This window comes from Paramixta manurensis (assembly GCF_013285385.1).
Classification (GTDB): domain Bacteria; phylum Pseudomonadota; class Gammaproteobacteria; order Enterobacterales; family Enterobacteriaceae; genus Paramixta; species Paramixta manurensis.
Window position 1 is genome coordinate 3,335,472 of sequence record NZ_CP054212.1, and the last position, 22,671, is coordinate 3,358,142.

Annotated in this window: 21 protein-coding genes; 6 read left to right on the forward strand and 15 right to left on the reverse strand. The window is 53.5% G+C overall.

Features of this window, described 5'->3' with window-relative positions; translation table 11 throughout:
• Positions 1–45 precede the first annotated feature (45 nt).
• Both PMPD1_RS16190 and PMPD1_RS16195 read left to right on the forward strand, forming a co-directional pair.
• Positions 46–1,245 carry an efflux RND transporter periplasmic adaptor subunit gene (locus tag PMPD1_RS16190; protein ID WP_173635013.1) on the forward strand — a complete coding sequence of 400 codons (1,200 nt, stop codon included), beginning with the start codon at positions 46–48 and terminating at the stop codon, positions 1,243–1,245.
• Positions 1,246–1,247: 2 nt separating this feature from the next.
• On the forward strand, positions 1,248–3,188 hold the full coding sequence (locus PMPD1_RS16195; RefSeq protein ID WP_173635014.1) for a MacB family efflux pump subunit: 1,941 nt from the start codon (positions 1,248–1,250) through the stop codon (positions 3,186–3,188).
• A 32-nt stretch (positions 3,189–3,220) separates the two neighbouring features.
• Here the strand turns inward: PMPD1_RS16195 and cysM are convergent, their stop codons facing one another.
• The 9 genes from cysM to PMPD1_RS16240 all read right to left on the reverse strand — a co-directional run bounded on the left by cysM (position 3,221) and on the right by PMPD1_RS16240 (position 10,890).
• The gene (cysM, locus tag PMPD1_RS16200) at positions 3,221–4,111 is read right to left on the reverse strand and encodes a cysteine synthase CysM (RefSeq protein ID WP_173635015.1); all 891 of its coding nucleotides are present in this window, start codon (positions 4,109–4,111) and stop codon (positions 3,221–3,223) included.
• A gap of 77 nt (positions 4,112–4,188) precedes the next feature.
• A complete protein-coding gene (gene cysA, locus PMPD1_RS16205) occupies positions 4,189–5,277 on the reverse strand; it encodes a sulfate/thiosulfate ABC transporter ATP-binding protein CysA (RefSeq protein WP_173635016.1) in 1,089 nt (362 codons plus the stop codon).
• On the reverse strand, positions 5,267–6,142 hold the full coding sequence (gene cysW, locus PMPD1_RS16210; protein WP_173635017.1) for a sulfate/thiosulfate ABC transporter permease CysW: 876 nt from the start codon (positions 6,140–6,142) through the stop codon (positions 5,267–5,269). The genes cysA and cysW overlap by 11 nt, the downstream gene beginning before the upstream one ends.
• Complete coding sequence (gene cysT, locus PMPD1_RS16215; RefSeq protein ID WP_173635018.1) at positions 6,142–6,975, reverse strand: sulfate/thiosulfate ABC transporter permease CysT; 834 nt, start codon at positions 6,973–6,975, stop codon at positions 6,142–6,144. The genes cysW and cysT overlap by 1 nt, the downstream gene beginning before the upstream one ends.
• A complete protein-coding gene (locus PMPD1_RS16220) occupies positions 6,975–7,991 on the reverse strand; it encodes a sulfate ABC transporter substrate-binding protein (protein WP_173635019.1) in 1,017 nt (338 codons plus the stop codon). Before PMPD1_RS16220 ends, cysT begins: the two co-directional genes overlap by 1 nt.
• A 217-nt stretch (positions 7,992–8,208) precedes the next feature.
• Entirely contained in the window at positions 8,209–9,105 is an 897-nt protein-coding gene (locus PMPD1_RS16225) for a Dyp-type peroxidase (protein WP_173635020.1), read from the reverse strand.
• 131 nt (positions 9,106–9,236) lie between these two features.
• Positions 9,237–9,851 (reverse strand): RpoE-regulated lipoprotein, encoded by a 615-nt coding sequence (locus PMPD1_RS16230; RefSeq protein WP_173635021.1) that lies wholly within the window; start codon positions 9,849–9,851, stop codon positions 9,237–9,239.
• A 66-nt stretch (positions 9,852–9,917) separates the two neighbouring features.
• The gene (locus tag PMPD1_RS16235; RefSeq protein ID WP_173635022.1) at positions 9,918–10,373 is read right to left on the reverse strand and encodes a DUF2919 domain-containing protein; all 456 of its coding nucleotides are present in this window, start codon (positions 10,371–10,373) and stop codon (positions 9,918–9,920) included.
• A gap of 91 nt (positions 10,374–10,464) precedes the next feature.
• Entirely contained in the window at positions 10,465–10,890 is a 426-nt protein-coding gene (locus PMPD1_RS16240) for a GNAT family acetyltransferase (RefSeq protein WP_173635023.1), read from the reverse strand.
• Between the two features lie 206 nt (positions 10,891–11,096).
• Between PMPD1_RS16240 and amiA the strand changes: the two genes are divergently transcribed.
• Complete coding sequence (gene amiA, locus PMPD1_RS16245; protein ID WP_173635024.1) at positions 11,097–11,969, forward strand: N-acetylmuramoyl-L-alanine amidase AmiA; 873 nt, start codon at positions 11,097–11,099, stop codon at positions 11,967–11,969.
• Between the two features lie 36 nt (positions 11,970–12,005).
• Positions 12,006–12,914: an oxygen-dependent coproporphyrinogen oxidase gene (gene hemF / locus PMPD1_RS16250; protein WP_173635025.1), complete on the forward strand. Its 909-nt coding sequence runs from the start codon at positions 12,006–12,008 to the stop codon at positions 12,912–12,914.
• Between the two features lie 31 nt (positions 12,915–12,945).
• Here hemF and maeB read toward each other — a convergent pair whose 3' ends face one another.
• The 6 genes from maeB to PMPD1_RS16280 form a co-directional block, all read right to left on the reverse strand.
• The gene (maeB, locus tag PMPD1_RS16255) at positions 12,946–15,225 is read right to left on the reverse strand and encodes an NADP-dependent oxaloacetate-decarboxylating malate dehydrogenase (RefSeq protein WP_173635026.1); all 2,280 of its coding nucleotides are present in this window, start codon (positions 15,223–15,225) and stop codon (positions 12,946–12,948) included.
• A 158-nt stretch (positions 15,226–15,383) separates the two neighbouring features.
• A complete protein-coding gene (locus PMPD1_RS16260; RefSeq protein ID WP_173635027.1) occupies positions 15,384–16,346 on the reverse strand; it encodes a sugar-binding transcriptional regulator in 963 nt (320 codons plus the stop codon).
• Positions 16,347–16,408: 62 nt separating this feature from the next.
• Positions 16,409–17,056 (reverse strand): dihydroxyacetone kinase subunit DhaL, encoded by a 648-nt coding sequence (gene dhaL / locus PMPD1_RS16265; RefSeq protein WP_173635028.1) that lies wholly within the window; start codon positions 17,054–17,056, stop codon positions 16,409–16,411.
• 2 nt (positions 17,057–17,058) lie between these two features.
• A complete protein-coding gene (locus tag PMPD1_RS16270) occupies positions 17,059–18,060 on the reverse strand; it encodes a dihydroxyacetone kinase subunit DhaK (RefSeq protein WP_173635029.1) in 1,002 nt (333 codons plus the stop codon).
• Between the two features lie 170 nt (positions 18,061–18,230).
• The gene (locus PMPD1_RS16275; protein ID WP_173635030.1) at positions 18,231–19,511 is read right to left on the reverse strand and encodes an MFS transporter; all 1,281 of its coding nucleotides are present in this window, start codon (positions 19,509–19,511) and stop codon (positions 18,231–18,233) included.
• A gap of 69 nt (positions 19,512–19,580) precedes the next feature.
• A complete protein-coding gene (locus PMPD1_RS16280; protein WP_354292661.1) occupies positions 19,581–20,693 on the reverse strand; it encodes an MDR/zinc-dependent alcohol dehydrogenase-like family protein in 1,113 nt (370 codons plus the stop codon).
• Positions 20,694–21,011: 318 nt separating this feature from the next.
• Here PMPD1_RS16280 and rpiB point away from each other — a divergent pair, with 318 nt between their 5' ends.
• Together rpiB and tal are read left to right on the forward strand one after the other, a co-directional pair.
• Positions 21,012–21,470 (forward strand): ribose 5-phosphate isomerase B, encoded by a 459-nt coding sequence (gene rpiB / locus PMPD1_RS16285; protein WP_173635031.1) that lies wholly within the window; start codon positions 21,012–21,014, stop codon positions 21,468–21,470.
• A gap of 234 nt (positions 21,471–21,704) precedes the next feature.
• The gene (gene tal / locus PMPD1_RS16290) at positions 21,705–22,655 is read left to right on the forward strand and encodes a transaldolase (protein WP_173635032.1); all 951 of its coding nucleotides are present in this window, start codon (positions 21,705–21,707) and stop codon (positions 22,653–22,655) included.
• The last annotated feature ends 16 nt before the right edge of the window (positions 22,656–22,671 follow it).

The window sequence follows — 22,671 nt, forward strand, 5'->3', positions numbered from 1 at the left end:
ATTCGCGCCAAATATGCACTTTTGTCGTTTAAAGGATTATTGATTATGGCATCAGGCCGTCTAATAAGTCGCCGCTGGTTTTTGATACTGGTATTAATTCTGCTGGTCGCCGGAGTTGTCTTCTGGTTACTACGTCCACATCCGGTGGATCCTAACGCGGTGCTTACCGCCACTGCCGAGCGGCGTGACCTGCAACAGACCGTGTTAGCCGATGGCACTATCACCGCCAGTAAACAAGTTAGCGTCGGTGCACAAGCATCCGGCCAGATCAAAGCACTGTTGGTTGAGCTAGGCTCCCAGGTGAAAAAAGGGCAACTGGTGGCAGAAATTGACAGTATGACGCAGCAGAATGATTTGCGTAACGCGCAGGCCGCGCTAAAAAACGTCACCGCACAACGCGCATCCAGGCAAGCCGTCTTGGCAAACTACCGGGCGGCATTTGAGCGGCAAAAGGCCATGTTAGCCAAAAATCTGACCGCTAAAGCGGATTATGACAGCGCGCAAGCTAACCTACGAAGTACCGAAGCCGATATTCAGGCATTAGATGCACAACTCATTCAGTCACAAATTGAAGTGGATACCGCACAGGTCAATCTGGGCTACACCAAAATCACCTCACCGATTGATGGCACCGTGGTGTCAATGCCAGTTGAAGCAGGCCAAACGGTCAACGCCGTGCAAAGCGCGCCAACCATTCTGAAAGTGGCGAATCTCGACACCATGACGGTAAAAGCGCAGATCTCAGAAGCCGATGTGGTGAATGTCACGCCGGGGATGAAAGTGTGGTTCACCATTCTTGGTAAACCGAACAAGCGTTATCCGGCAACCCTGCGGGCGATTGAACCAGCGCCGGACTCTATCAATGACGATAGCGCCACCAGTGGGTTAACCGGCTCAGGCAGTTCTTCCTCATCCGACAGCAAAGCCGTTTACTATTATGGCCTGTTCGACGTCGCCAATCCTGATAAAGCGTTACGCATCTCAATGACGGCGGAAGTGCATATCGTGCTCGGCGATCGCCCGCAAGCAATCGTGATCCCTTCAACCGCCCTCGACAATATTGATGGGAAAACTAGCGTACGCGTGGTTGACGACCAGCAAAAAATTACCCGCCGGGAGGTACAAGTCGGGATTAACAACAATATTGAAGCCGAAATCCTTTCCGGTTTGCATGAGGGCGAAAAGGTCTTGCTCAGCGAGAGTGACGCCAGCGCGACACCTGCCGATCACCGGTCAAGGATGTAACCATGGCTCTGTTGCTGCTTGAGGAGATTAACCGCGAGTTTCAAAGCGGAGAACAGCGCGTTCGCGTGTTGAAAAATATCAACCTGGCGATTGAGTCCGGTGAGTTTGTCGCCATCGTCGGTCAATCCGGTTCAGGAAAATCCACGCTGATGAATCTGCTCGGCTGTCTGGATAAGCCAAGCAGCGGTGATTATCGGGTCGCCGACCGCTCGGTGACACAGTTGACCGATGACGCGCTGGCGGAATTGCGGCGCGAGCACTTCGGCTTTATCTTCCAACGCTACCATTTACTCAGCGAATTGACGGCGTTAGGTAACGTTGAAATCCCGGCCATCTATGCCGGTAAAGACCGGCAAGCTCGTCACGATCGCGCCACCGCGCTACTCACACGGCTGGGGCTCGGTGAGCGGCTGACTTATCGTCCCGGGCAGCTTTCCGGCGGTCAACAACAGCGTGTGAGTATTGCCAGGGCGCTGATGAATGGCGGCGAGGTGATTCTGGCGGATGAGCCTACCGGCGCGCTGGATAGCCACAGTGGCGATGAGGTGATGAATATCCTGCGCGACTTGCATCAGCAGGGCCACACGGTGGTGATCGTCACGCATGACATGCGTATTGCGCAAAATGCCGACCGGATCATCGAAATTCATGACGGTGAGATTATTGCGGACAAGCGCGATAACCACGCGGGATCCGAACACCAACGGTCTGCCGTCAATACTACCAATGGCAGCCGTTGGCGCGCATTACGCGATCGGCTCAGCGAAGCGTTTCGCATGGCGCTGGTGTCGATGATGGCGCAACGTCTGCGGACCTTTCTAACCATGCTCGGCATCATCATCGGCATTGCCTCAGTGGTGGCGGTAGTTGCGCTCGGTAAAGGCTCGCAGCAAAAAATCCTGACGGAAATTAGCGCAATGGGTACCAGCACGCTGGATATTTTCCCCGGTACCGATTTCGGCGATATGAACTCGTCGAAAATTCAGACGCTGCGCGCCAGCGATGCCGATGCGCTGGCACACCAACCGTATGTGCATAGTGTCACGCCATCGCTCTCCGTCAGCACCACGCTGAAATATCGTAATTTAGCGCTCACCGCGATGGTGAATGGCGTCGGCGAACAGTTTTTTGCGGTACGTGGCTATACGCTGACGCGTGGCATGGCGTTTAACCGCGCGGGCGTTGATGCCTTAGTGCAGGAAGCGGTGATTGACGAAAATACGCGTAATAAGCTGTTTCGCGCCAATGAGAACCCACTCGGTCAGGTGATTATTTTAGGTTCAATGCCAGTAAGGATCATTGGCATCGCGACGCGGCAAAGCAGCTTTGGCAGTGACAGCAATCTCAATATTTGGGTGCCCTATACCACCGCGATGAAACGCATGATGGGGCAAACCTGGCTAAGCGGGATTACCGTGCGGGTGAAAGATAATGTCGATCTTGCGTTGGCGGAGCAAGGAGTGACTCGCTTACTGATGCAGCGCCATACCACCAAAGACTTTTTCATTCTGAATACCGACAGTATCCGTAAAACGATTGAAAGCACTACCAATACGTTAACACTGTTAGTGGCGATGATCGCTCTGATCTCTTTGTTGGTCGGCGGTATTGGCGTGATGAATATTATGCTGGTGTCGGTGACCGAACGGACCCGTGAGATTGGCGTACGCATGGCGGTTGGCGCACGGGCTGGCGATATTATGCAGCAGTTTTTGATCGAGGCAGTGTTAGTGTGCCTGACGGGGGGCATATTTGGCGTGCTGCTGGCGCTGGTGCCGGGCATGATCCTCGCACAAACCAGCAGCAGTTTTAGCATGATCTATTCACCGTTTTCGATTATTGCCGCCTTTATCTGTTCTACGCTAATCGGCGTGATTTTCGGCTTCTTCCCGGCACGGCGCGCCGCCAAAATGGACCCGATCCATGCGCTGGAGAGGGAGTAGCCGCCCTAATGCGGCCAGCGGGGTGAGGAAACTCACCCCTGGTGCTGATAAACCCCGGTCGACAAATACCGATCGCCACGGTCGCAAACAATGGCGACAATAATACTGCCCGGCTGTTGCTGCGCAATCCGTAACGCGCCAGCAACCGCCCCGCCCGAACTAACGCCGCAGAAAACCCCTTCCTGACGCGCCAACGCACGCATCACTTGCTCGGCTTCCTGTTGTGACATATCCATTACCCGATCCACCAATTCCGGACGGTAGATCCCCGGTAAATAAGCGGCAGGCCAGCGACGAATCCCCGGAATACTGCTCCCTTCTTCGGGCTGTAACCCTACAATTTCGACCCGTCCGCCCTGCTCTTTCAAGTAACGCCCCACGCCGGAAATGGTGCCGGTGGTCCCCATGCTGGAAACAAAATGCGTTAAACGCCCCTGACTTTGTCGCCAGATTTCCGGGCCAGTGGTGAGATAGTGCCCCAATGGATTATCGGGATTATTGAATTGATCGAGCACTTTGCCTTCACCACGCGCCGCCATCTCCTGCGCCAAATCACGCGCGCCTTCCATGCCCTGTTCACGGCTAACCAAAATCAGTTCTGCGCCATAGGCACGCATCGCCGCCTGACGTTCCTGGCTCATATTCTCCGGCATTAACAACTTCAACCGATAGCCTTTCATCGCTGCAATCATCGCCAACGCAATACCGGTATTTCCGCTGGTGGCTTCAATCAGCACCTCGCCCGGTGCGATTTCCCCACGCCGTTCCGCCTGTTGAATCATCGACAGCGCCGCGCGATCTTTCACCGAGCCCGCAGGATTATTACCTTCCAGCTTCAGCCAGATTTCACTGCCGTTGGCAGGCGTCAGACGCTGTAATTTGATCAACGGCGTATTGCCGATGGTGTCTTCCAAAGTAGTCACGGTGGTTTCCCGGCAGGCGAACATCACACTGGCGGGCAAACGCCCGCCTCGGTGGGTTGAGAAAGGGTTAGAAAATATCAGGCGCTTTCGGCAAAGGCAACCGCACGCAGGGGGTTATCTCCCTGATAAATACGCGCCTGTTGCAGCCCAACAAATAAACGCTCGCCACGAATAGGCGCAGTAAGGTCGCCATCAAACACCAGCGCGATTGGCTGCGTGTGCCAGCCGACAGGCTGAACCACCAATTGCCAGTAATGCCCGCGCGGGCTCACTTCCAATACCTGCACTGGAAGTGGCGTTTCCAGACTGCTTTGACGGCTGACGTCCAGCTCCCATGGCCGTAAAAACAGCTCTACCGCGCCTTGATGCGCAGGCGTATAGCCCAACGGCCAATGATGCGCGCCGACATGAAATTGCGAACCATGAACTTCGCCATCAAAGCGGTTCACTTCGCCAAGAAACTCCAGCACAAAGCGGGTTGCCGGCTCGCGCCAAACCTCTTCTGGCGTACCGACTTGCTCAATATGCCCCTGACTCATTACCACCACCCGATCGGCAACCTCCATCGCCTCTTCTTGGTCGTGGGTTACAAACACGCTGGTAAATTTCAACTCTTCATGTAACTGGCGCAGCCAGCGACGCAGCTCTTTACGTACTTGGGCATCCAACGCGCCAAACGGCTCATCCAATAAGAGAATTTGCGGTTCTACCGCCAGCGCACGGGCCAACGCCACCCGCTGTTTCTGGCCGCCGGAAAGCTGTGCCGGATAGCGGTTGGCTAAATGTCCTAACTGCACCATTTCCAGTAAGCGAGCCACTTTTTGCTTAATCGCCGCGCCGGAAGGACGTTCGCGACGCGGAAGTACCGTTAGACCAAAGGCAATATTGTCGAATACCGTCATATGGCGAAACAGCGCATAGTGTTGGAACACGAAGCCAACCTGGCGGTCACGCGCGTGCAGACGGCTAACGTCTTTACCATGAAAACTAAGCTGACCACGCGTTTGGTGTTCCAGCCCGGCAATAATCCGCAGCAGCGTGGTTTTTCCCGAGCCGGAAGGGCCAAGCAGCGCCACCATTTCCCCGGAAGCGATATCCAGCGAAATGTCGTGCAGCACCTGCGTGCGATCAAAGGATTTATTGATTTGGCTAATCTCAATGCTCATGATTTTCCTCCCGTTGCAAACGCCCGGCCTGGTGTTCTAAACGCCACTGCAGCGCGCCTTTGAGAAATAGTGTCGCAATCGCCATCAGGGTTAACAGCGCGGCGGCAGTAAAAGCGCCGACGGTGTTATAGTCCTGATGCAGTAACTCAACCTGTAGCGGCAAAGTATAGGTTTCGCCGCGGATCGATCCCGAAACCACCGAGACCGCGCCAAACTCGCCAATCGCTCGGGCATTGGTCAACACAATGCCATATAACAATGCCCAACGGATGTTCGGTAACGTCACCCGGCGAAACATCTGCCAACCGGACGCGCCGAGTAAGATCGCCGCCTCATCTTCCTGGCTTCCCTGGCTCAACATCACCGGCACCAACTCGCGCACAACAAAGGGGCAGGTGACGAACACCGTCGCCATCACCATTCCAGGCCACGAGAACATCAACTGAATATCGTGCGCATCAAGCCAGCCGCCAACCGGGCCATTAACGCCCCAAAACAGCAAATAGATCAGACCCGCCACCACTGGCGATACCGCAAACGGTATATCAAACAGGGTCACCAGCAGTTGCCGTCCCGGGAAGTTGAAACGCGTTACCAGCCAGGCCAACAAGGTGCCGAACACCAGATTGACCGGCACGGTAATTAACGCCACCAGAATCGTCAGCCAGATAGCATGTAGCATGTCGCTATCTTTCAAATTACCCAACGAGGCCATCAGCCCTTGCGCTAACGCCTCGGTAAAAATCGAAACCAACGGCACTACCAGCAATAGCACGGAAATGATCACACCAAGCCCGATCAAAATCCCTTTTGCCCAGTTAATGCGTGGGCGGTTCATGGCATTGAGTTCAGAAATATCCGCCATTAGTGACCTCCTAAACGACGGCCAAAGCGACTTTGTAATGTATTGATAGCGAACAGCAATAATAATGAAGCCGCCAGAATCACTGACGCAATCGCGCTGGCCGCCGGGTAATCAAACTCTTGCAGGCGGATAAAAATCATTAGTGACGTAACCTCGGTTTTCCAGGCGATGTTGCCGGCAATAAAAATCACCGCGCCAAATTCACCCAAGCTACGCGTAAACGATAGCGCGGTACCCGCCAGTAGCGCGGGCGCCACTTCAGGCATTACCACCCGGCGGAAACTTTGCCATGGGCTAGCGCCCAGAGTTTGCGCGGCTTCTTCATACTCTGGCCCCAGTTCTTCCAGTACCGGCTGGACGGTGCGCACCACAAAGGGAATGCTGGTGAAGGCCATTGCCACCGCAATCCCCAGCCAGGTGTAGGAGACTTTGATATCAAACTGCGCCAGCCATTGCCCATACCAACCATTAACCGAAAACAACCCGGCCAACGTTAACCCCGCCACCGCCGTAGGCAGCGCGAAAGGGAGATCCATCAGCCCGTCAAGAATACTGCGTCCCGGAAAGCGGTAGCGGGTTAATATCCATGCCATCAACATGCCGAAAAACGCATTGAAAATGGAGGCCACGCCTGCCGCGATCAGCGTTATTTTATAGGCCGCCATCACTTCGGGGTTGGTCACCACTTCCCAATACTGCTGTAAGCTCATCTGCGAAAGCTGCATCAACAGCGCGCTGAGCGGTAACAACAGAATCAGGCAGGTGAAAAACAGGCTGCTACCGAGACTCAGTCCGAATCCGGGCAACACGCGCTTACTACTTGCTGCAAACATCACTTACGCCCCGCCGCTAACAACTTATCCAACTCGCCGCCGCTGGCGAAATGGTCTTTCATGACCGATGCCCAGCCGCCAAACGCCTCTTCAACGCGGAATAGACTGACCTGCGGGAAACGGTCTTTTTGCTGTGCCATCAATGCCGGGTTATTCACCCGATAGTAGAATTGCGTAATGATCTTCTGCGCGGGCGGCGTCCAGAGATAATTCAAATACGCTTTCGCCGCCTGCTCGGTGTGGTTATGCTGCACATTCTTATCAACCCAAGCCACCGGGAACTCCGCCAGGATATTGGTTTTCGGCACAATGACTTCATATCCCGCTTTAGGGTACTGGTTGCGGATGTTGTTCACTTCCGACTCAAAACTAATCAGCACATCGCCTAACCCACGCTCGGCGAAAGTGGTGGTCGCACCACGACCGCCGGTATCGAACACTTCAACGTTTTTCAGGAACTGCGTCATAAACTGTTCGGTCTTTGCCCGATCTTTGCCGTCAGCCAGGTCTGCCGCGCCCCATGCTGCCAAATAGGTGTAACGCCCGTTACCGGAGGTTTTCGGATTAGGAAAAACCAACTTCACGTCACTACGCGTCAAATCACTCCAGCTATGGATATTTTTCGGGTTTCCCTTACGAACCAGAAAAGCCATGGTCGAGTAAAAAGGTGAACTGTTATTCGGCAGGCGCTGCTGCCAGTCAGCCGGGATTAGGTTGCCGCGATCGTGCAGTACCTGAACATCGGTAACCTGGTTATAGGTAACGACATCCGCTTTAAGGCCTTGCAGAATGGCCAGCGCCTGCTTTGAGGAACCGGCATGGGATTGTTTGATGGTCAGTTTGTCGCCGGGATGTGCGGCGTCCCACTGCTGTTCAAACGGCGCGTTTAACGCCACAAAGAGTTCGCGAGCCACATCATAAGAGCTGTTCAGCAGTTCAGTCGCCTGCGCTGAACCGACCAATACCAGGCAGAGCACAGCTCCGCCGGTGAGTTTTTTCACCTGAGAAAAAGTCATTTAGCACCCTGAAGTCGTGAACCGGCTCGCGCCACCATTGGACTCAGTTTATTTATAACCCAGGTAAAAGCTGTAACGGTTTTATATACCGTTTGATGATTTCAAAGTTGAAAAAGCTATAAGCCGCCGGGAATGGTTATGCGCAGGGTGGGAAATGACGTCTGCTGAAAGCATGTGACCAAGGAAACGCGCCAACCGCGTTTCCTGATGATGGAATTTACAGCGCCAGTAAGGTTTCTACCGAAGGCGCAAACCACCAAGCGCCGCTCACTGGTTTGGTAAAGCGCAGCATCGCATCATACTGCCCATCGCTTTCACCAAACATACTCAACAACTGTTGCTCAATATTATGCAGCGTGGCGCAGTAGGCAATAAAATACAAGCCGTGGGTACCGCTGGCGGTGCCGTAGGGTAAACTTTGCCGTAAAATCTTCAGCCCTTTGCCGTCCTCTTTCAAATCCACACGGCTAACGTGCGAGGTAGCCGGACGCGTTTCGCTGTCCAATTCCTCATTGGTCACTTTGGTGCGGCCAATAATTTTTTCCTGTTTGCTGACGTCCATCTTGTGCCACAACCTGAGATTATGTTCCCAACGCTGGGTCAACACGTAGCTGCCGCCCGCATCTCTGCCTTCGGCGATAATCGCCACCGCCTGGCGCTGTTCGCCCTGCGGGTTTTCAGTACCGTCGACAAAGCCAGAAAGATCGCGTTCTTCGGTCCAGCGAAAGCCGTGTGTCTCTTCTTCCACTACCAGCGCCGCGCCAAACACAGCCAATGCTTTTTGCGCCAGAGTAAAGTTGACGTCATGGCGTAACGACTGAATATGGATCAACACATCGCGCTGGGTGGCGGGCGCCAGCCCTTTGCCCAACGGCTGAAAATCTTTTAACTCACCGGCACTGTCGGGGTGGCCGATATCGCGCCACAGCCCCTGCCCAAACGCAAGAGTGGCACCTAAACCGGCATCGGGAAATTGGTGTTGTAACTGCGTTAACTGCTGATAAAACGCTTTACTTCCGGCGCGAATGGCCTCGGTTGCGCCCTGCGCTTTCGCTTCCAGATAAATGGCAAAGCGACGATGCTCTGGCAAAATGCCGCTCTGATGCTGAGACATCCGGCTGTTCTCCTGTAAGTGCTTAACAATGCAGAAATTTCGCGCATATCATAGCGGAAACCAGAGAAAGAAGGTTGTTTCGCCGCAAAGAAAAGGGAGACGGGCGGAAAGTTTTCCGCCCGGGGAGGAGATTAACGACGCCAAATAATTTTAGTGACCGTCCAGCTTTTCAGCGTATCATCCGGCGGCATTAAGCCCTCCGGACCGGCCCATTTGCCATGATAGACATAGCTAATATGCTGGCTATTTGGCGCTTTACATTCGACACCATTTTCACCCACGCCTTCCGCCTGCTGGCAGTTGCCAAACGCCTTCTGGTAGTGCTGGCTAAAGGTATCGCCCAGTTTGGTGCCGTCAACGCTGGCAATATCGCTATCGGTCACTTCAATACGCTCAATACTGCTTTTACCGTATATCGCCAGCTTCACTTCGCCGTCATCCACCGCTTGCCAGAAGGAAACCACCGCGCCTTTCTCACTACGCATGCCCTGCCGCAGGGTATAATCGCCATTCAGGCCTTTATCAATCGCGTCCCGGTTCATAGGCGTGGCGCTGGTTAAGCCGCCAACGCCCTGCTCGCTCACCTTCAGCGAGGAGTGAAACCAGTTAAGCGGCGACAGGCTCGACCAGGAAATTTTAGAGAAGGGGTTCCACCAACTCGAATCGGAAGAGGTTGTCGAACCTGAACTGGCACATCCCGCCAGCAGTAGGGCGGTGATAATGAGCGCGGGTCGAAAAGCTTTCATGGCAACTCCTGTAATTAAAACGCGGAACGTGCGAATCGGATTTGAGTGCTAAATTGGGAAAAAGTTTTATTCCGCGCCATTTAGTCGCGGATTAAACACGTCCCGCAAGCGGCGATTTCCCAGTAAATAGCCCATCGCCAGTAAATCTACCGCCATTAGCCCGGCAACCGCTGGCGAAAAACTGTCATCGTCCTGCCACCACCAGCCCTGTAATAGCGCACTGGCGAACAAGCTGATGCTCAGTACATAACGCCAACTCTGCCATAATCGGGGAAGACGCTGGCGGTAACCGGTTAACAATAACCCCAACGCCGCCGGAACGCCCAAACCTAATCCCAGCCAGAAGGCCTGTGAGTCGGGGTAGAACAACGCCAACAACGACGCGCCCTGCTGACGTGATGCGCCCGCCATCACAAACAGAACCCATGTACGTGCCTGCACTAACAGCACCAACCAGAAGGTAACCGGTAACCGAAGTTGGCCCTTATTATCGTAGGCGTCAGGAGAATAATTGAAGGACATGATGCGGTAACGTTATCTACAAACAAGAAACGCCCCGGAAAAGCCGGAGGCGAGGAGGAGGCGTAACCCGCCGATTAAGGCCACGCCTGGGTTAATATTCGCGATCTTCAATCAGGCGTTTTCCAAGGCTAACGGTATCTTGCAGGTCATAATCCAGCTTTTCATAAAAACCGATAACCGCGTCATTCTCTTCCCGCACCAGTAACTGGATTTTCGGGCACCCGCGCGCAATCAGTTTTTTTTCCAGCCGGTTAAGCAACGCATTTGCGAAACCGCGCCCGCGATAATCCGGATGCACACCAAGATAGTAAGCCGAGCCGCGGTGCCCGTCATAGCCGCCCATCAACGTCCCCACGATTTCACCGCCGACCACCGCCACCAGAAACAAATCGGGATCGTGATTGAGCTTGCGCTCAATATCCATCTCGGGATCATTCCACGGGCGTAACAAATCACAACGCTCCCAGAGCGTAATAACTTCTTCGAAGTCTTCCTGGCGGAATACACGGATTTCCATGACGTTTACTCAGATGTTTAACCGAATTTGCTGATTATCACGCATTCTTTGCCTCGTGCAACCCTTGAACGCGGCTTCCACAGAAAAAATCCGCTTTTGTTCTATTAGCGTGCTGAAATAAAAAGTAAAACGCTGAAATAGTTCCCTTGTCGCCGTCGACCAATTGATACGATATAACAATACTTTTCATCACATCGGGTTTCTGCATGAAAACGTTTTTGCCCCTGACCTCTCGTCGCCAGTTGCTACTTTCCGGCCTGGCGTTGGCACTGTTACCTAAACAACGCGCGCAGGCCAAAGAGGAAGATGCCACGCTTAAGCTAACGCCACGCCCCCATCGCCAGGCAAGCCGCAGCGTCATTCCGGCGGCGACAGGCAAACGTATTGTGATGATCGATCCCGGTCATGGCGGTATTGATTCCGGCGCGGTGGGTGAAGAAGGCTCAGAAGAGAAGCATATCGTGCTGGAGATTGCCAATAACATCCGCCGGTTATTGAGCGAACATCCGCGTATTGAGGTGCGTTTAACGCGCGAGAGCGATCATTTTATTCCGCTCTACGAGCGGGTAGAAATTGCGCATCAACATGGCGCGAACCTTTTTATGTCGATTCATGCCGATGGGTTTACCAGCCCGGACGCCAGCGGCGCGTCGGTTTTCGCGCTCTCTAACCGTGGCGCCAGCAGCGCGATGGCGCGCTATATGTCGGAAAAAGAGAATGCTGCCGATGCAATAGGCGGCGTTAAAGTGCAGGAGAAGGACAATTATCTGCAGCAAGTGCTATTCGATTTAGTGCAAACCGACACCATCAAAAATAGCCTGACGCTCGGGCAGCATGTGCTGAAACAGATTCGTCCGGTACACCATTTGCACAGCCAGGAAACCGAGCAAGCCGCCTTTGCGGTGCTGAAATCCCCTTCTATTCCTTCGGTGCTGGTCGAAACCTCTTTTATTACCAATCCAGGCGAAGAGCGGTTATTGGGCAGCACGGCATTCCGTCAAAAAATCGCTAGCGCGATTGTCGACGGCATCATCAGTTACTTCGATGAATATGACAGTCACAATCGTCGCCCGGCTTAGGTATAATCGCGTCAAATCAATGACGACGATATTTCTATGACAGTTCCCGATAGTGAACAGGTAAAGCAATTTCTGCTCAGCCTGCAAGACAACATTTGTCAGCAGTTGGCGCACGCCGACGGCGCGGCGCAGTTTAGCGAAGATAACTGGACACGTTCAGCGGGCGGCGGCGGACGTAGCCGGGTGTTACGTAACGGTGCGCTGTTTGAACAAGCGGGCGTCAACTTTTCACACGTACACGGCGCGGCAATGCCCGCGTCGGCGACCGCGCATCGCCCTGAACTGGCGGGCCGCAGTTTTGAAGCCATGGGGGTTTCACTGGTGGTACATCCGGAAAATCCCTATATTCCGACCAGCCACGCTAACGTGCGTTTTTTTATCGCCGAGAAACCCGGCGCCGATCCGGTTTGGTGGTTTGGCGGCGGCTTCGATTTAACGCCCTTTTATGGTTTTGAGGAAGATGCCGTACACTGGCATCAAACCGCTCATCGCCTCTGCCAGCCGTTTGGTGAGGATGTCTATCCGCGTTATAAAAAATGGTGCGATGACTATTTTTATATCAGGCACCGTGATGAACAACGCGGTATTGGCGGGCTGTTCTTTGATGATTTAAATACGCCTGATTTTGAGCACTGTTTCGCCTTTACTCAAGCAGTGGGTCACGGATTCCTTGACGGCTATTTACCAATTGTTGAACGCCGTAAAGCGTTGCCGTGGGGCGACCGTGAGCGTCAGTTTCAGCTTTATCGTCGCGGGCGGTACGTTGAGTTTAATTTAGTGTGGGATCGTGGCACCCTATTCGGGCTGCAAACTGGCGGCCGCACCGAATCGATTCTGATGTCGATGCCGCCGTTAGTGCGCTGGGAGTATGATTATCAGCTTGAGGATGGCTCGCCGGAAGCCGCGCTGTACCACGACTTTTTACCGGTCAAAGAATGGATATAACCTGCCGGGCGCGCTAATCCGCGCCCGATGATTACAGTGGTTGCGTCTGCGCTTCCACCACCGCTAACGCCACCATGTTGACAATACGCCGCACCGAAGCAATCGGCGTCAACACATGTACCGGCTTGGCGATGCCCATTAGTACCGGCCCGACGGTTACCCCTTCTGAACAGGAGACACGCAGCAGGTTATAGCTGATTCGCGCCGCCTCCACATTTGGCATAATCAGGATATTCGCCGACCCTTTCAGCGGGCTGTCCGGCATCGCATCCTGACGGATGCTTTCAACCAGCGCGGCATCGCCATGCATTTCACCGTCAATCTCCAGGTCCGGCGCCCGGGCATTAACCAGCGCCAGCGTTTTACGCATTTTACACGCCGCCGGGGCGTTAGATGAACCGAAGCTAGAGTGCGAGAGCAGCGCAACTTTTGGCTCAATACCAAAGCGTCGTACCGTTTCCGCCGCTAAAATCGTCAACTCCGCCAACTCCTCCGGTGAGGGATCTTCATTAACATAGGTATCGGCGATAAAGGTATTACCGCTCGGCAACTGTAAGGCGTTCATCGCCCCCGCCACCTTCACATCCGGCCGGAAACCAAATAGCTTCTCAACAATGTCATAATGCGCCTGATAATCGCCAATGGTGCCGCAGATCAACGCGTCCGCCTCACCACGGTGCACCATGATCGCGCCGATCAGCGTCGGGTTACCAATAACGGCACGCTGTGCCTCCGCCGGTGATACGCCACGGCGTTTCATAATCTGATAATAGGTATTCCAATACTCTTTAAAGCGCGGGTCGGACTCATTATTCACCACTTCGAAATCTTTTCCGGCCTCAATTTTTAGCCCCAGCTTCTGTAGGCGCATCTCAATCACGCTCGGGCGGCCAATTAATATTGGTTTTGCCAGACCGAGAGAAACCAACTCTTGGGTCGCATGCAACACCCGCGCCTCTTCTCCTTCCGCCAGCACCACACGTTTCGGCTCTTTACGGGCCTGCGAAAAGATCGGCTTCATAAACAGGTTGGTTTTATAGACAAACTCGGTCAGCTTATCTTTATACGCCTCAAAATCTTCGATCGGGCGCGTGGCCACGCCGGAATCCATTGCCGCTTTCGCAACCGCTGGCGCAATCTGTACGATTAAGCGCGGATCGAACGGTTTAGGAATCAGGTACTCAGGGCCAAATGATAACTCCTGGTCGCCATAGGCCGAGGCAACGACATCGCTTTGCTCAGCCAACGCCAGTTCGGCGATAGCATGTACTGCCGCCAGTTTCATCTCTTCGTTAATTGCCGTCGCGCCGACGTCCAACGCGCCACGGAAAATAAAGGGAAAGCAGAGTACGTTATTCACCTGATTCGGATAATCCGAACGACCAGTGCAAATAATGGCATCCGGACGCACCTCTTTCGCCAGCGGCGGCAGAATTTCGGGCTCAGGATTTGCCAGCGCGAGGATCAGCGGATCTTTCGCCATCCGTTTCACCATCTGCTGACTGAGCACTTTCGGGCCGGAGCAACCAAGGAAAATATCGGCATCGGTGATTGCATCATCAAGCGTGCGTTTGCCGTTATCTTTAATCGCGTAGGCGGCTTTGGTTTCCGCCATATTCTCCTCACGTCCCTGATAAATCACCCCTTTTGAATCGCAGACCACAATGTTGTGTTTCTGCATACCCAGCTCAACCAGCAGGTTCATACAGGCAATCGCCGAGGCCCCGGCGCCGGAAACCACCAGCCGTACATCGGAGATATTCTTCTTCACGATGCGCAACCCATTCAACACCGCGGCGGTGCAAATGATTGCCGTACCGTGCTGGTCGTCATGAAACACCGGGATTTTCATGCGCTCACGTAGCGTTTTCTCAATATAGAAACACTCAGGCGCCTTAATATCCTCAAGATTGATGCCACCGAACGTCGGCTCCAGCGCCGCCACCACGTTAATCAGCTTATCGGGATCTTGTTCATCCACTTCAATATCAAACACGTCGATACCGGCGAATTTTTTAAACAGTACGCCCTTTCCTTCCATAACCGGCTTACCGGCCAACGCGCCAATATTCCCCAACCCTAATACCGCGGTTCCGTTAGAAATCACGGCTACCAGATTACCGCGGGCGGTGTATTTGTGTGCCGCCAGTGGATCATCGGCAATTTCGAGGCACGGCGCCGCCACGCCGGGCGAGTAGGCTAAAGCCAAGTCGCGTTGCGTGGCGAGGGGTTTAGTCGGGGAAACCTGAATTTTTCCTGGTACCGGGAATTGATGAAAATCGAGCGCACTCTGTTTTAGTTGGTCATCCATTAGCAGTTCCTTGGTTATCGGATAGCGATGTAGGGAGTCAACTACTCAGTATAGAAGCGAGAAACGGATAAAAAACATGAAGCGCCCCAAATAATTGGGACGCAAAAGAAGATTTCGGAAATAATTTCCAAAGCGCTAAAAAGCGCCGCGTTTGCGGCTTACTTGGTCATGTTCAGGAGCGTTCTGATATTTTGCGCCGAGGTGGCGATAATATCGATGGCGCCGGTACGCAACGCGCCGAGAATAGCCATTGCTTTGGTGTTTTCAGAAGCCACCGCAATAACACAGGGGATTTTGCGTAGTTCATCAATGCTTAGACCAATCACACGATCGTTCATTACGGTATCGACATGCTCGCCTTGCGCGTTAAAAAAATCATACCCCGCCACATCGCCGGTCACCCCCTGATTCAGGCTGGCATCAATAATTTCATGCGGTGTAAACCAGCCCAGTTTAACCATGTAGCTGTTTTCATTCATATCGCCAATTCCGACCAGCGCAATATCGGCTTTACGCGCGCGATCCAGCGTCTCTTTAATGGTGCCGTTTTGCATAAACGCCTGCTTGAGCGCCCGGTTTTCAACATAGGCCGGGGCATACAACGTTTCACTGATCCCGCCGAACTTTTTCGCCATACGGCGACTAATATGATCGGCATTAATCGCATCGCCAGGACGATGAGTGCCGCCAATGCCGCTAATAAAATGGCAGTGCCGGGTCGGAACGCTGCCTGGGTGATCGGCCACCGCCGCGACGTTACGCCCCTGCCCAACCGCCACCACCGCATTATCTTTCAAATTCTGCGCGAGGTGCGCCGCGACTAGCGCGGCAACCTGACGACGCTGTTCTTCATCATCCGGGTGATCGAGCGCAATTAACGCGCGTTGCAGTGGAAAACGCGCCAACACTTGTTGTTCCAGACGCGTGCTAAAGACCGGATGGTAACGAACATTGATCTCTACAATGCCCTCTTCCCTCGCCCGTTTTAGCAGACGCCCCACCTTGATACGCGAGATATTAAATTTACGCGCAATCTCTTCTTGCGTAATTTCATCCTGATAATAGGCCACCGCAATTTCTGTCAGTAGTTCGGTATCCTGGGAGAGCGTGTTTTTTTCCATCCGGCTAGTTATCTCGCAACGTCTAGAAGTAATAAAGTGGGCGGCGCGGCCCCGCGGCCCCGCTACGCTGGCTGAGTCTCAAGCGCCGTCGCCGTCGAATCCGCCAACTGTGTTAGCAACAGGCAACATGATACCGCACCCGCGTCCAGTACGCCGCGAGAACGTTCACCCAACCGGCTGGCGCGCCCAATTTTCGCCACCAGATCGCGGGTTGAATCTCGCCCTGCGCTGGCCGCCTGTTTTAGCGCCTCCAGCATAACAGGAAATCCCTGCTCCGCACGCTGTTCAGCCATCGCCACCGAAGGGATCAAGGTATCCATCAAACATTTATCGCCGACCCCGGCTTCGCTAATATCTTGTAACTCTGTCAGCCCGGCGCGCAGCATGGCGGCAAACTGTGGTGCCGAGAGCGTGGTTTTGTCGCGCGCGTAATCAGCCATGCCCATAAAGAAACTGCCGTATAACGGCCCCATTGAGCCGCCAATCCCTTCCATTAATGCATCGGAAAGCGTGTCAAACGCCTGCGCCAGCGTTTGGTTACCGGCGAGACGCTCGCCGCATTGGGTAAACCCTTTCGCCATATTAATACCGTGATCGCCATCGCCGATCGCGCCGTCAATCTCACTGAGATATTCACGGTTTTGTTTAACGATGGTCACCAAATCGGCGACGACATCACTGCCATGTTGGGTGGAAAGCGTGGTCATCATTATTACTCCGCTTGCGTTAAACCGGGGGATTGGGCGGGCAGATCAATCAGTTTTTTCAACTCATCGTCAAGCTTCATTACCGTTAATGTGACGCCCATCATCTCCAGAGAAGTGAAATAGTTACCGACATAGTTACGGTGAATGCGAATACCTTTCTCGCTGAGGATTTTTTCAATTTCAGCATAATAGATATACAACTCCATCACCGGGGTGGCGCCAAGACCGGACACTAACACCACCACATCCGGGTGCGCGGTATCTGTCTGCTGCTCCAGGACGAAATTGAGCATGGTGACGGCCATCTCTTTTGCCGACTGGGTCGGAACCACTTCAATACCCGGTTCGCCGTGGTGACCGATACCAATCTCCATGGTGCCGGTTTCAATATGAAAATTCGGCTTACCAACCGCCGGAATAGTACAGGAACTGAGACCTACCCCGATGGAACGGCAGTTATCAATCGCCTTTTGCGCGACGCCGATTACGCCATCAAGGTCATAGCCCTGCGCGGCGGCGGCAGCGCCGACTTTCCACATCAAAATTTCGCCCGCCACGCCGCGACGGCGCGCTTTTTCATCGGCTGGCGCTGAGGCCACATCATCATTCGCCACCACGGTTTTTACCGTGATACCGGCGGCGGCGGCTTTTTTCATCGCCATTTTCACATTCATATTATCGCCGGCGTAATTGCCATACAGGCAGGCGACGCCCGCTCCGGCATCGGCGGCTTTAAAGGCATCAAGGAAGGCGCCGGCGGTCGGCGAAGAGAAAATCTCCCCAATCGCTACCGCATCCAGCATATTCTCGCCAAGATACCCTAAAAAGGCTGGCTCATGCCCCGACCCACCGCCGGTCACCACCCCGACTTTGCCGCTAATCGGTGCCTGCGGGCGTTTCAATACCCGTGGATTTTCCGTGGTGGCAAAGATTGAGGGATGTGCTTTTACATACCCCTGAATGGCGTCTTCGACCACATAATCCGGATGGTTAATAATTCGATTCATCGCCGCTTCTCCTTATTTCATTGATATCACAGGCTGGTATTGCCACCGCCGACCAGCCGATTCGCGCCATTCATCATTGCCGCCCTGCGGCTGACAAGAAACCGTGCAGTTGCCGCAATGTGCGCTGGCTCGACAAAACGGCGCGCGGTAGCGCGCATTTTTACCAAGGCTCATAGTGAGGCACCTTTATCTTTTACCCATTCGCCGCATGCCGCCCGCGAGCTGGCTGCCGCTTCTGTCTGCGGCAAGGTGACAAATTTCATCAATACGGCAGCAAACAGGTAGAGACCGGCATAGATCCAAATCACGCCCGCCGCGCCAAAAGCGCCAATAAATAACCCCACCACTGCCGGGCCAACGAAGGTGCTTAAACCGGCGCCAAGGTTAAGGATCGACATCGCCGCCCCTTTATTTTCCGGCGCCAGCGTGGGCATCAGAGCCGAAAGCGGAACGAATGCGGCAAGACAGGCGCCAAACAAGCCAGCCATGGATACCGTGGCCCAATAATTTGCGCCCAGCCACTGTGGCATATAGAAGAAGAGTAAAGTGGTGATGGCACAACCGATGCAGCCAAACCACATCACCACGTTACGCCAGCCCAACCCGTCGCTGATAATGCCGAATAGCAGGTTAAAAATGATATTCACCGTCCACAGCGCCGCATACATGTGCAACCAATCGGTACGGGTGAATCCCAAGTCCATCATGTAAGTCGGCATAAACACCACAAACCCATAGGCGGCGGAGGTATTGATGGTACGAACAATGCCGCCCAGCCCAACTTTAGGGTTCTCGAAAGCAATGGTGATGCCTTTCAGAACATAGGCCAGTGAGGCGGTGGGTTTCTTCACGTCATTGGCCGCTTTTCCGCGGTTGAGAAATAGCGCAATGATGGCGCCAAGCATCACAAACACCAGCGCGCTCCACAGCGTATGCATTTCGCCTAAGACCGGCAGCATGATGCTGGAATAGAGCACGCCAAGTACGCTCAGGCCGCCGCTGTAGACAAACCAAAAAATGCCCACCGCCGATCCCAGCCGTTCAAGCGGCGCCTCATAGGCAACCCAAACCAGGAAGCCGTAAGCAAACAATGGATACCCCAGGCCGCGTAATGCGTAGGTGGGGATCATGGTAGCCAGGTGATGGCTCGGTAACCCCACGGAAAGAAACAGCACCGAGCCAATCATAAACATCACTAAACCCGCCAGCATCACGCGACGCGCGGTAAAAATTTCCGCTAATACGCCGGAAAACCACGCGGCAATGGCGGCGGCAAAGCCATACACACTGAAAAGCAGCGCGGACTCCTGCATGGTTAAGCCATTCTGAATCAAATAGGGTGACAGCCATCCCTGCTCCAGCCCTTCGCCCATCATAAAAATCAGCACACCGGCATAACCCAGCAGCAATTTTGGCGGAAGCCCAATACGGTTGATCAAATTATGCAGCATAAAACACCCCGTGATGGAGGCCAGGAGGTCGAGCCTGAATAGTCAGGCCTTACCGCTCCCGGACCGGTGTCAAAGATTGGGATTAAGCACCACTTTGATGGAGTCAACACCGCGTTTCATCAGTTCGAAACCTTGCGCAAACTGTTCCAGTGGTAAGGTGTGCGTGACCACGCCTTCGGTTGGTAATGAACCATCATTGATGCCTTCGATGACCAACGGGTAACAGTAAGGGCCGAGATGGGAACCCAGCAGATCCAGCTCTTTGCGATCGCTGATGATGCTCCAGTCAACCGTTACCGGATCTTTAAATACCGAGAATTCGACAAAGGTACCGAGCTTACGAATCATCGTGAGCCCTTGCTCGACTGATTTACTGGCGCCGGTCGCTTCAATGTAAATGTCACAGCCATAGCCTTCGGTCATCTCTTTTACCCGCTTTACCGCATCCTCACGGGCCGGATTAATCACGATGTCGGCACCAAAGCGTTGCGCTAATTCGAGTCGGCTGTCGGACAGATCCAGCACCACCAGTTTCGCCGCGCCGGATTTTTTTATCGCACCAATCATTCCCAGCCCAAGCGTCCCTGCGCCCGCCAACACCACCACATCACCGAGCTTAATATTGGCGCGCTGTACCGCATGAAAAGAGCAGGCGTAAGGTTCAATCAAAATCGCTTGATCAATCGGTAACTCCGCCGGTACATGATAGTTAATCGCCTCTTTGGTGAATTTCATGTACTGCGCCATACCGCCATTCACATTGTTCTGGAAACCGTATAAATCATGCTTTTCACACATCCAGTACTGCCCACGGTTACAGAAACGGCAGTTCCAGCAGGGAACAATTTGTTCTGAGATCACCCGGTCGCCAATCGCGAACCCGTCGACGCCTGCGCCAAACCCCACCACATGACCAATAAACTCATGCCCCGGAATCATTGGCGCTTTAATATAAGCGGGCTGTTTCTCATCGCCCCAGAAGCTGGGCGCCCCGTCGTAGGCTTTCACGTCTCCGGCGCAAATACCGCAGGCCTCAATCTTCACTAAAATCTCACCGGCACCGATGGTCGGTACCGCCACTTCTTCAAGCCGATAATCGCCCGGCGCATAGGCCACTACCGCTTTCATACGCTGTGGAATGTTTTCCGCCATTTGGCCGCTGTGCTCACATTTCTGACACATGTTTCCTCTCCTGCTTCGCTTGATGAACAATAAAACATTAACTGAACAAATGAACACTAACTTTATGAAGGAAAAATGCCACCCTCTACCGCTATATTTGTGAAGTCGGTCAAATTGAGCGCTGATAAAGGTCAAAAAGAACCAAAAACAAAAATAAACGTGATGTTGATCACTCATCATCGTCGCGTGAGTGATGATCTGCACTAATCATATGAACATTGATTGAACATTTGATAATTTAGCGATAGGGTAATTCCTGTTACGATCCTGCCGCCGTTTCTGGCCGCAGGCTCAGCCACGTTATTCTGGAGATCTGCTATGCTTCCTATTGCGATTGGCGCGGATGACGCCGCCATTGAACTGAAAAACACCCTTGTCCACTACTTGCAACAGTCAGGCTTTAGCGTGACTGATTACAGCGTCGACACACGGCAAGATAGCGGCAGCGCTTACCCTGATATTGCCTGGACAGTGGCACAAGCCATCAAATCGGGTCGTCACCAACGTGGCATTCTGGTTTGCGGTACCGGAATTGGGATGAGTATTACCGCCAATAAGGTACCGGGTATCCGCGCCGCGCAGTGTCATGACACCTATTCCGCTGAACGCGCGCGTAAAAGTAACGATGCGCAAATTGTGTCGCTAGGGTCGCGGGTGATTGGGCCGGAGTTGGCGAAATCGATTGTCGCCGCCTGGCTTAATGCGGAATTTGAAGGCGGACGATCCGCACCCAAAGTAGAAAAAATTGGCTATTACGAACGACAGGAGAGTGAGTAAACCGCTCTCCATAACAGCCGTGTTGCGGCGCAAGACGCTGCAATCTGCTGTGAGGCGAGCCCATTGCAACAATCAGAGAAAACGCATTTTCATCGGAAAGCGCCTGAGGCAATGTGGTTGATCTGTCATTTACCGAACGCGGCTATCAGGCTGCATAACGTTGCCTGAGTTAGCCCGTTCTGACACCGCCATCGGCGGTGTTGCATTACCGATTGCTTATCAAGGAGATAAGAGATGAACCAGCTTGATGCACTAAAACAGTTCACTACCGTGGTGGCGGACAGTGGCGACATTGAATCTATTCGTAACTATCACCCCGAAGATGCAACCACCAACCCGTCTCTGATCCTGAAAGCGTCTGGCCTTGAGTCTTACAAGCACCTGATTGACGATGCGATTGAATACGCGAAGAAACAGGGCGGCAGCAAAGAAACCCAAATTATCAACGCCAGCGATAAAGTTGCGATTAACCTCGGCATGGAAATATTAAAAAGCATACCGGGCCGCGTTTCGACTGAGGTTGACGCCCGTCTCTCTTATGATCGCGGGATGTGTGTGACCAAAGCAGAGAAACTGGTGAGGATGTATGAAGATCACGGTATTGACCGCTCTCGTATCCTGATCAAACTGGCTTCAACCTGGGAAGGTATCCGCGCGGCGGAAGAGCTGGAAAAAAACGGCATCAATTGTAACCTGACGTTACTGTTTTCATTTGCCCAGGCACGCGCCTGTGCCGAAGCGGGCGTCTTTCTGATTTCGCCGTTTGTCGGCCGTATTTTCGACTGGTATAACAGCCGTAAACCGCTCGACCCCTATGTGGTGGATGAGGATCCGGGCGTGAAGTCAGTGCGTAATATTTATGATTACTATAAACAGCACCGTTATAACACCGTCATTATGGGCGCCAGCTTCCGTAAAGTGGAGCAAATCTTGGCGTTAGCAGGCTGCGATCGTCTGACGATCTCCCCCAACCTGCTGGAAGAGTTACAAGCGAGCGATGCGCCCGTCGAGCGTAAATTGATCCCCTCTACCGAAGCTTTCCATCAGCCTGCTCCGCTGTCAGAAGCGCAATTCCGTTGGGAACATAACCAAGATCCGATGGCGGTAGACAAACTGGCGGACGGTATTCGTCAGTTCGCCGCCGACCAGGAAAAACTGGAAGAAGTGCTGGCGGCACGTCTGTAATCCGACAGGCGGCAGC

What these genes read in the sequence shown, in the direction of transcription:
- PMPD1_RS16190 (WP_173635013.1), top strand. Translation starts at nt 46, where the DNA reads ATGGCATCAGGCCGTCTAATAAGTCGCCGCTGGTTTTTGATACTGGTA.
- cysT (WP_173635018.1), bottom strand. Translation starts at nt 6,975, where the DNA reads ATGTTTGCAGCAAGTAGTAAGCGCGTGTTGCCCGGATTCGGACTGAGT.
- PMPD1_RS16275 (WP_173635030.1), bottom strand. Translation starts at nt 19,511, where the DNA reads ATGCTGCATAATTTGATCAACCGTATTGGGCTTCCGCCAAAATTGCTG.
- cysA (WP_173635016.1), bottom strand. Translation starts at nt 5,277, where the DNA reads ATGAGCATTGAGATTAGCCAAATCAATAAATCCTTTGATCGCACGCAG.
- PMPD1_RS16235 (WP_173635022.1), bottom strand. Translation starts at nt 10,373, where the DNA reads ATGTCCTTCAATTATTCTCCTGACGCCTACGATAATAAGGGCCAACTT.
- cysW (WP_173635017.1), bottom strand. Translation starts at nt 6,142, where the DNA reads ATGGCGGATATTTCTGAACTCAATGCCATGAACCGCCCACGCATTAAC.
- tal (WP_173635032.1), top strand. Translation starts at nt 21,705, where the DNA reads ATGAACCAGCTTGATGCACTAAAACAGTTCACTACCGTGGTGGCGGAC.
- amiA (WP_173635024.1), top strand. Translation starts at nt 11,097, where the DNA reads ATGAAAACGTTTTTGCCCCTGACCTCTCGTCGCCAGTTGCTACTTTCC.
- PMPD1_RS16260 (WP_173635027.1), bottom strand. Translation starts at nt 16,346, where the DNA reads ATGGAAAAAAACACGCTCTCCCAGGATACCGAACTACTGACAGAAATT.
- dhaL (WP_173635028.1), bottom strand. Translation starts at nt 17,056, where the DNA reads ATGATGACCACGCTTTCCACCCAACATGGCAGTGATGTCGTCGCCGAT.
- PMPD1_RS16280 (WP_354292661.1), bottom strand. Translation starts at nt 20,693, where the DNA reads ATGTGTCAGAAATGTGAGCACAGCGGCCAAATGGCGGAAAACATTCCA.
- PMPD1_RS16270 (WP_173635029.1), bottom strand. Translation starts at nt 18,060, where the DNA reads ATGAATCGAATTATTAACCATCCGGATTATGTGGTCGAAGACGCCATT.
- maeB (WP_173635026.1), bottom strand. Translation starts at nt 15,225, where the DNA reads ATGGATGACCAACTAAAACAGAGTGCGCTCGATTTTCATCAATTCCCG.
- PMPD1_RS16240 (WP_173635023.1), bottom strand. Translation starts at nt 10,890, where the DNA reads ATGGAAATCCGTGTATTCCGCCAGGAAGACTTCGAAGAAGTTATTACG.
- PMPD1_RS16220 (WP_173635019.1), bottom strand. Translation starts at nt 7,991, where the DNA reads ATGACTTTTTCTCAGGTGAAAAAACTCACCGGCGGAGCTGTGCTCTGC.
- PMPD1_RS16195 (WP_173635014.1), top strand. Translation starts at nt 1,248, where the DNA reads ATGGCTCTGTTGCTGCTTGAGGAGATTAACCGCGAGTTTCAAAGCGGA.
- rpiB (WP_173635031.1), top strand. Translation starts at nt 21,012, where the DNA reads ATGCTTCCTATTGCGATTGGCGCGGATGACGCCGCCATTGAACTGAAA.
- hemF (WP_173635025.1), top strand. Translation starts at nt 12,006, where the DNA reads ATGACAGTTCCCGATAGTGAACAGGTAAAGCAATTTCTGCTCAGCCTG.
- PMPD1_RS16230 (WP_173635021.1), bottom strand. Translation starts at nt 9,851, where the DNA reads ATGAAAGCTTTTCGACCCGCGCTCATTATCACCGCCCTACTGCTGGCG.
- PMPD1_RS16225 (WP_173635020.1), bottom strand. Translation starts at nt 9,105, where the DNA reads ATGTCTCAGCATCAGAGCGGCATTTTGCCAGAGCATCGTCGCTTTGCC.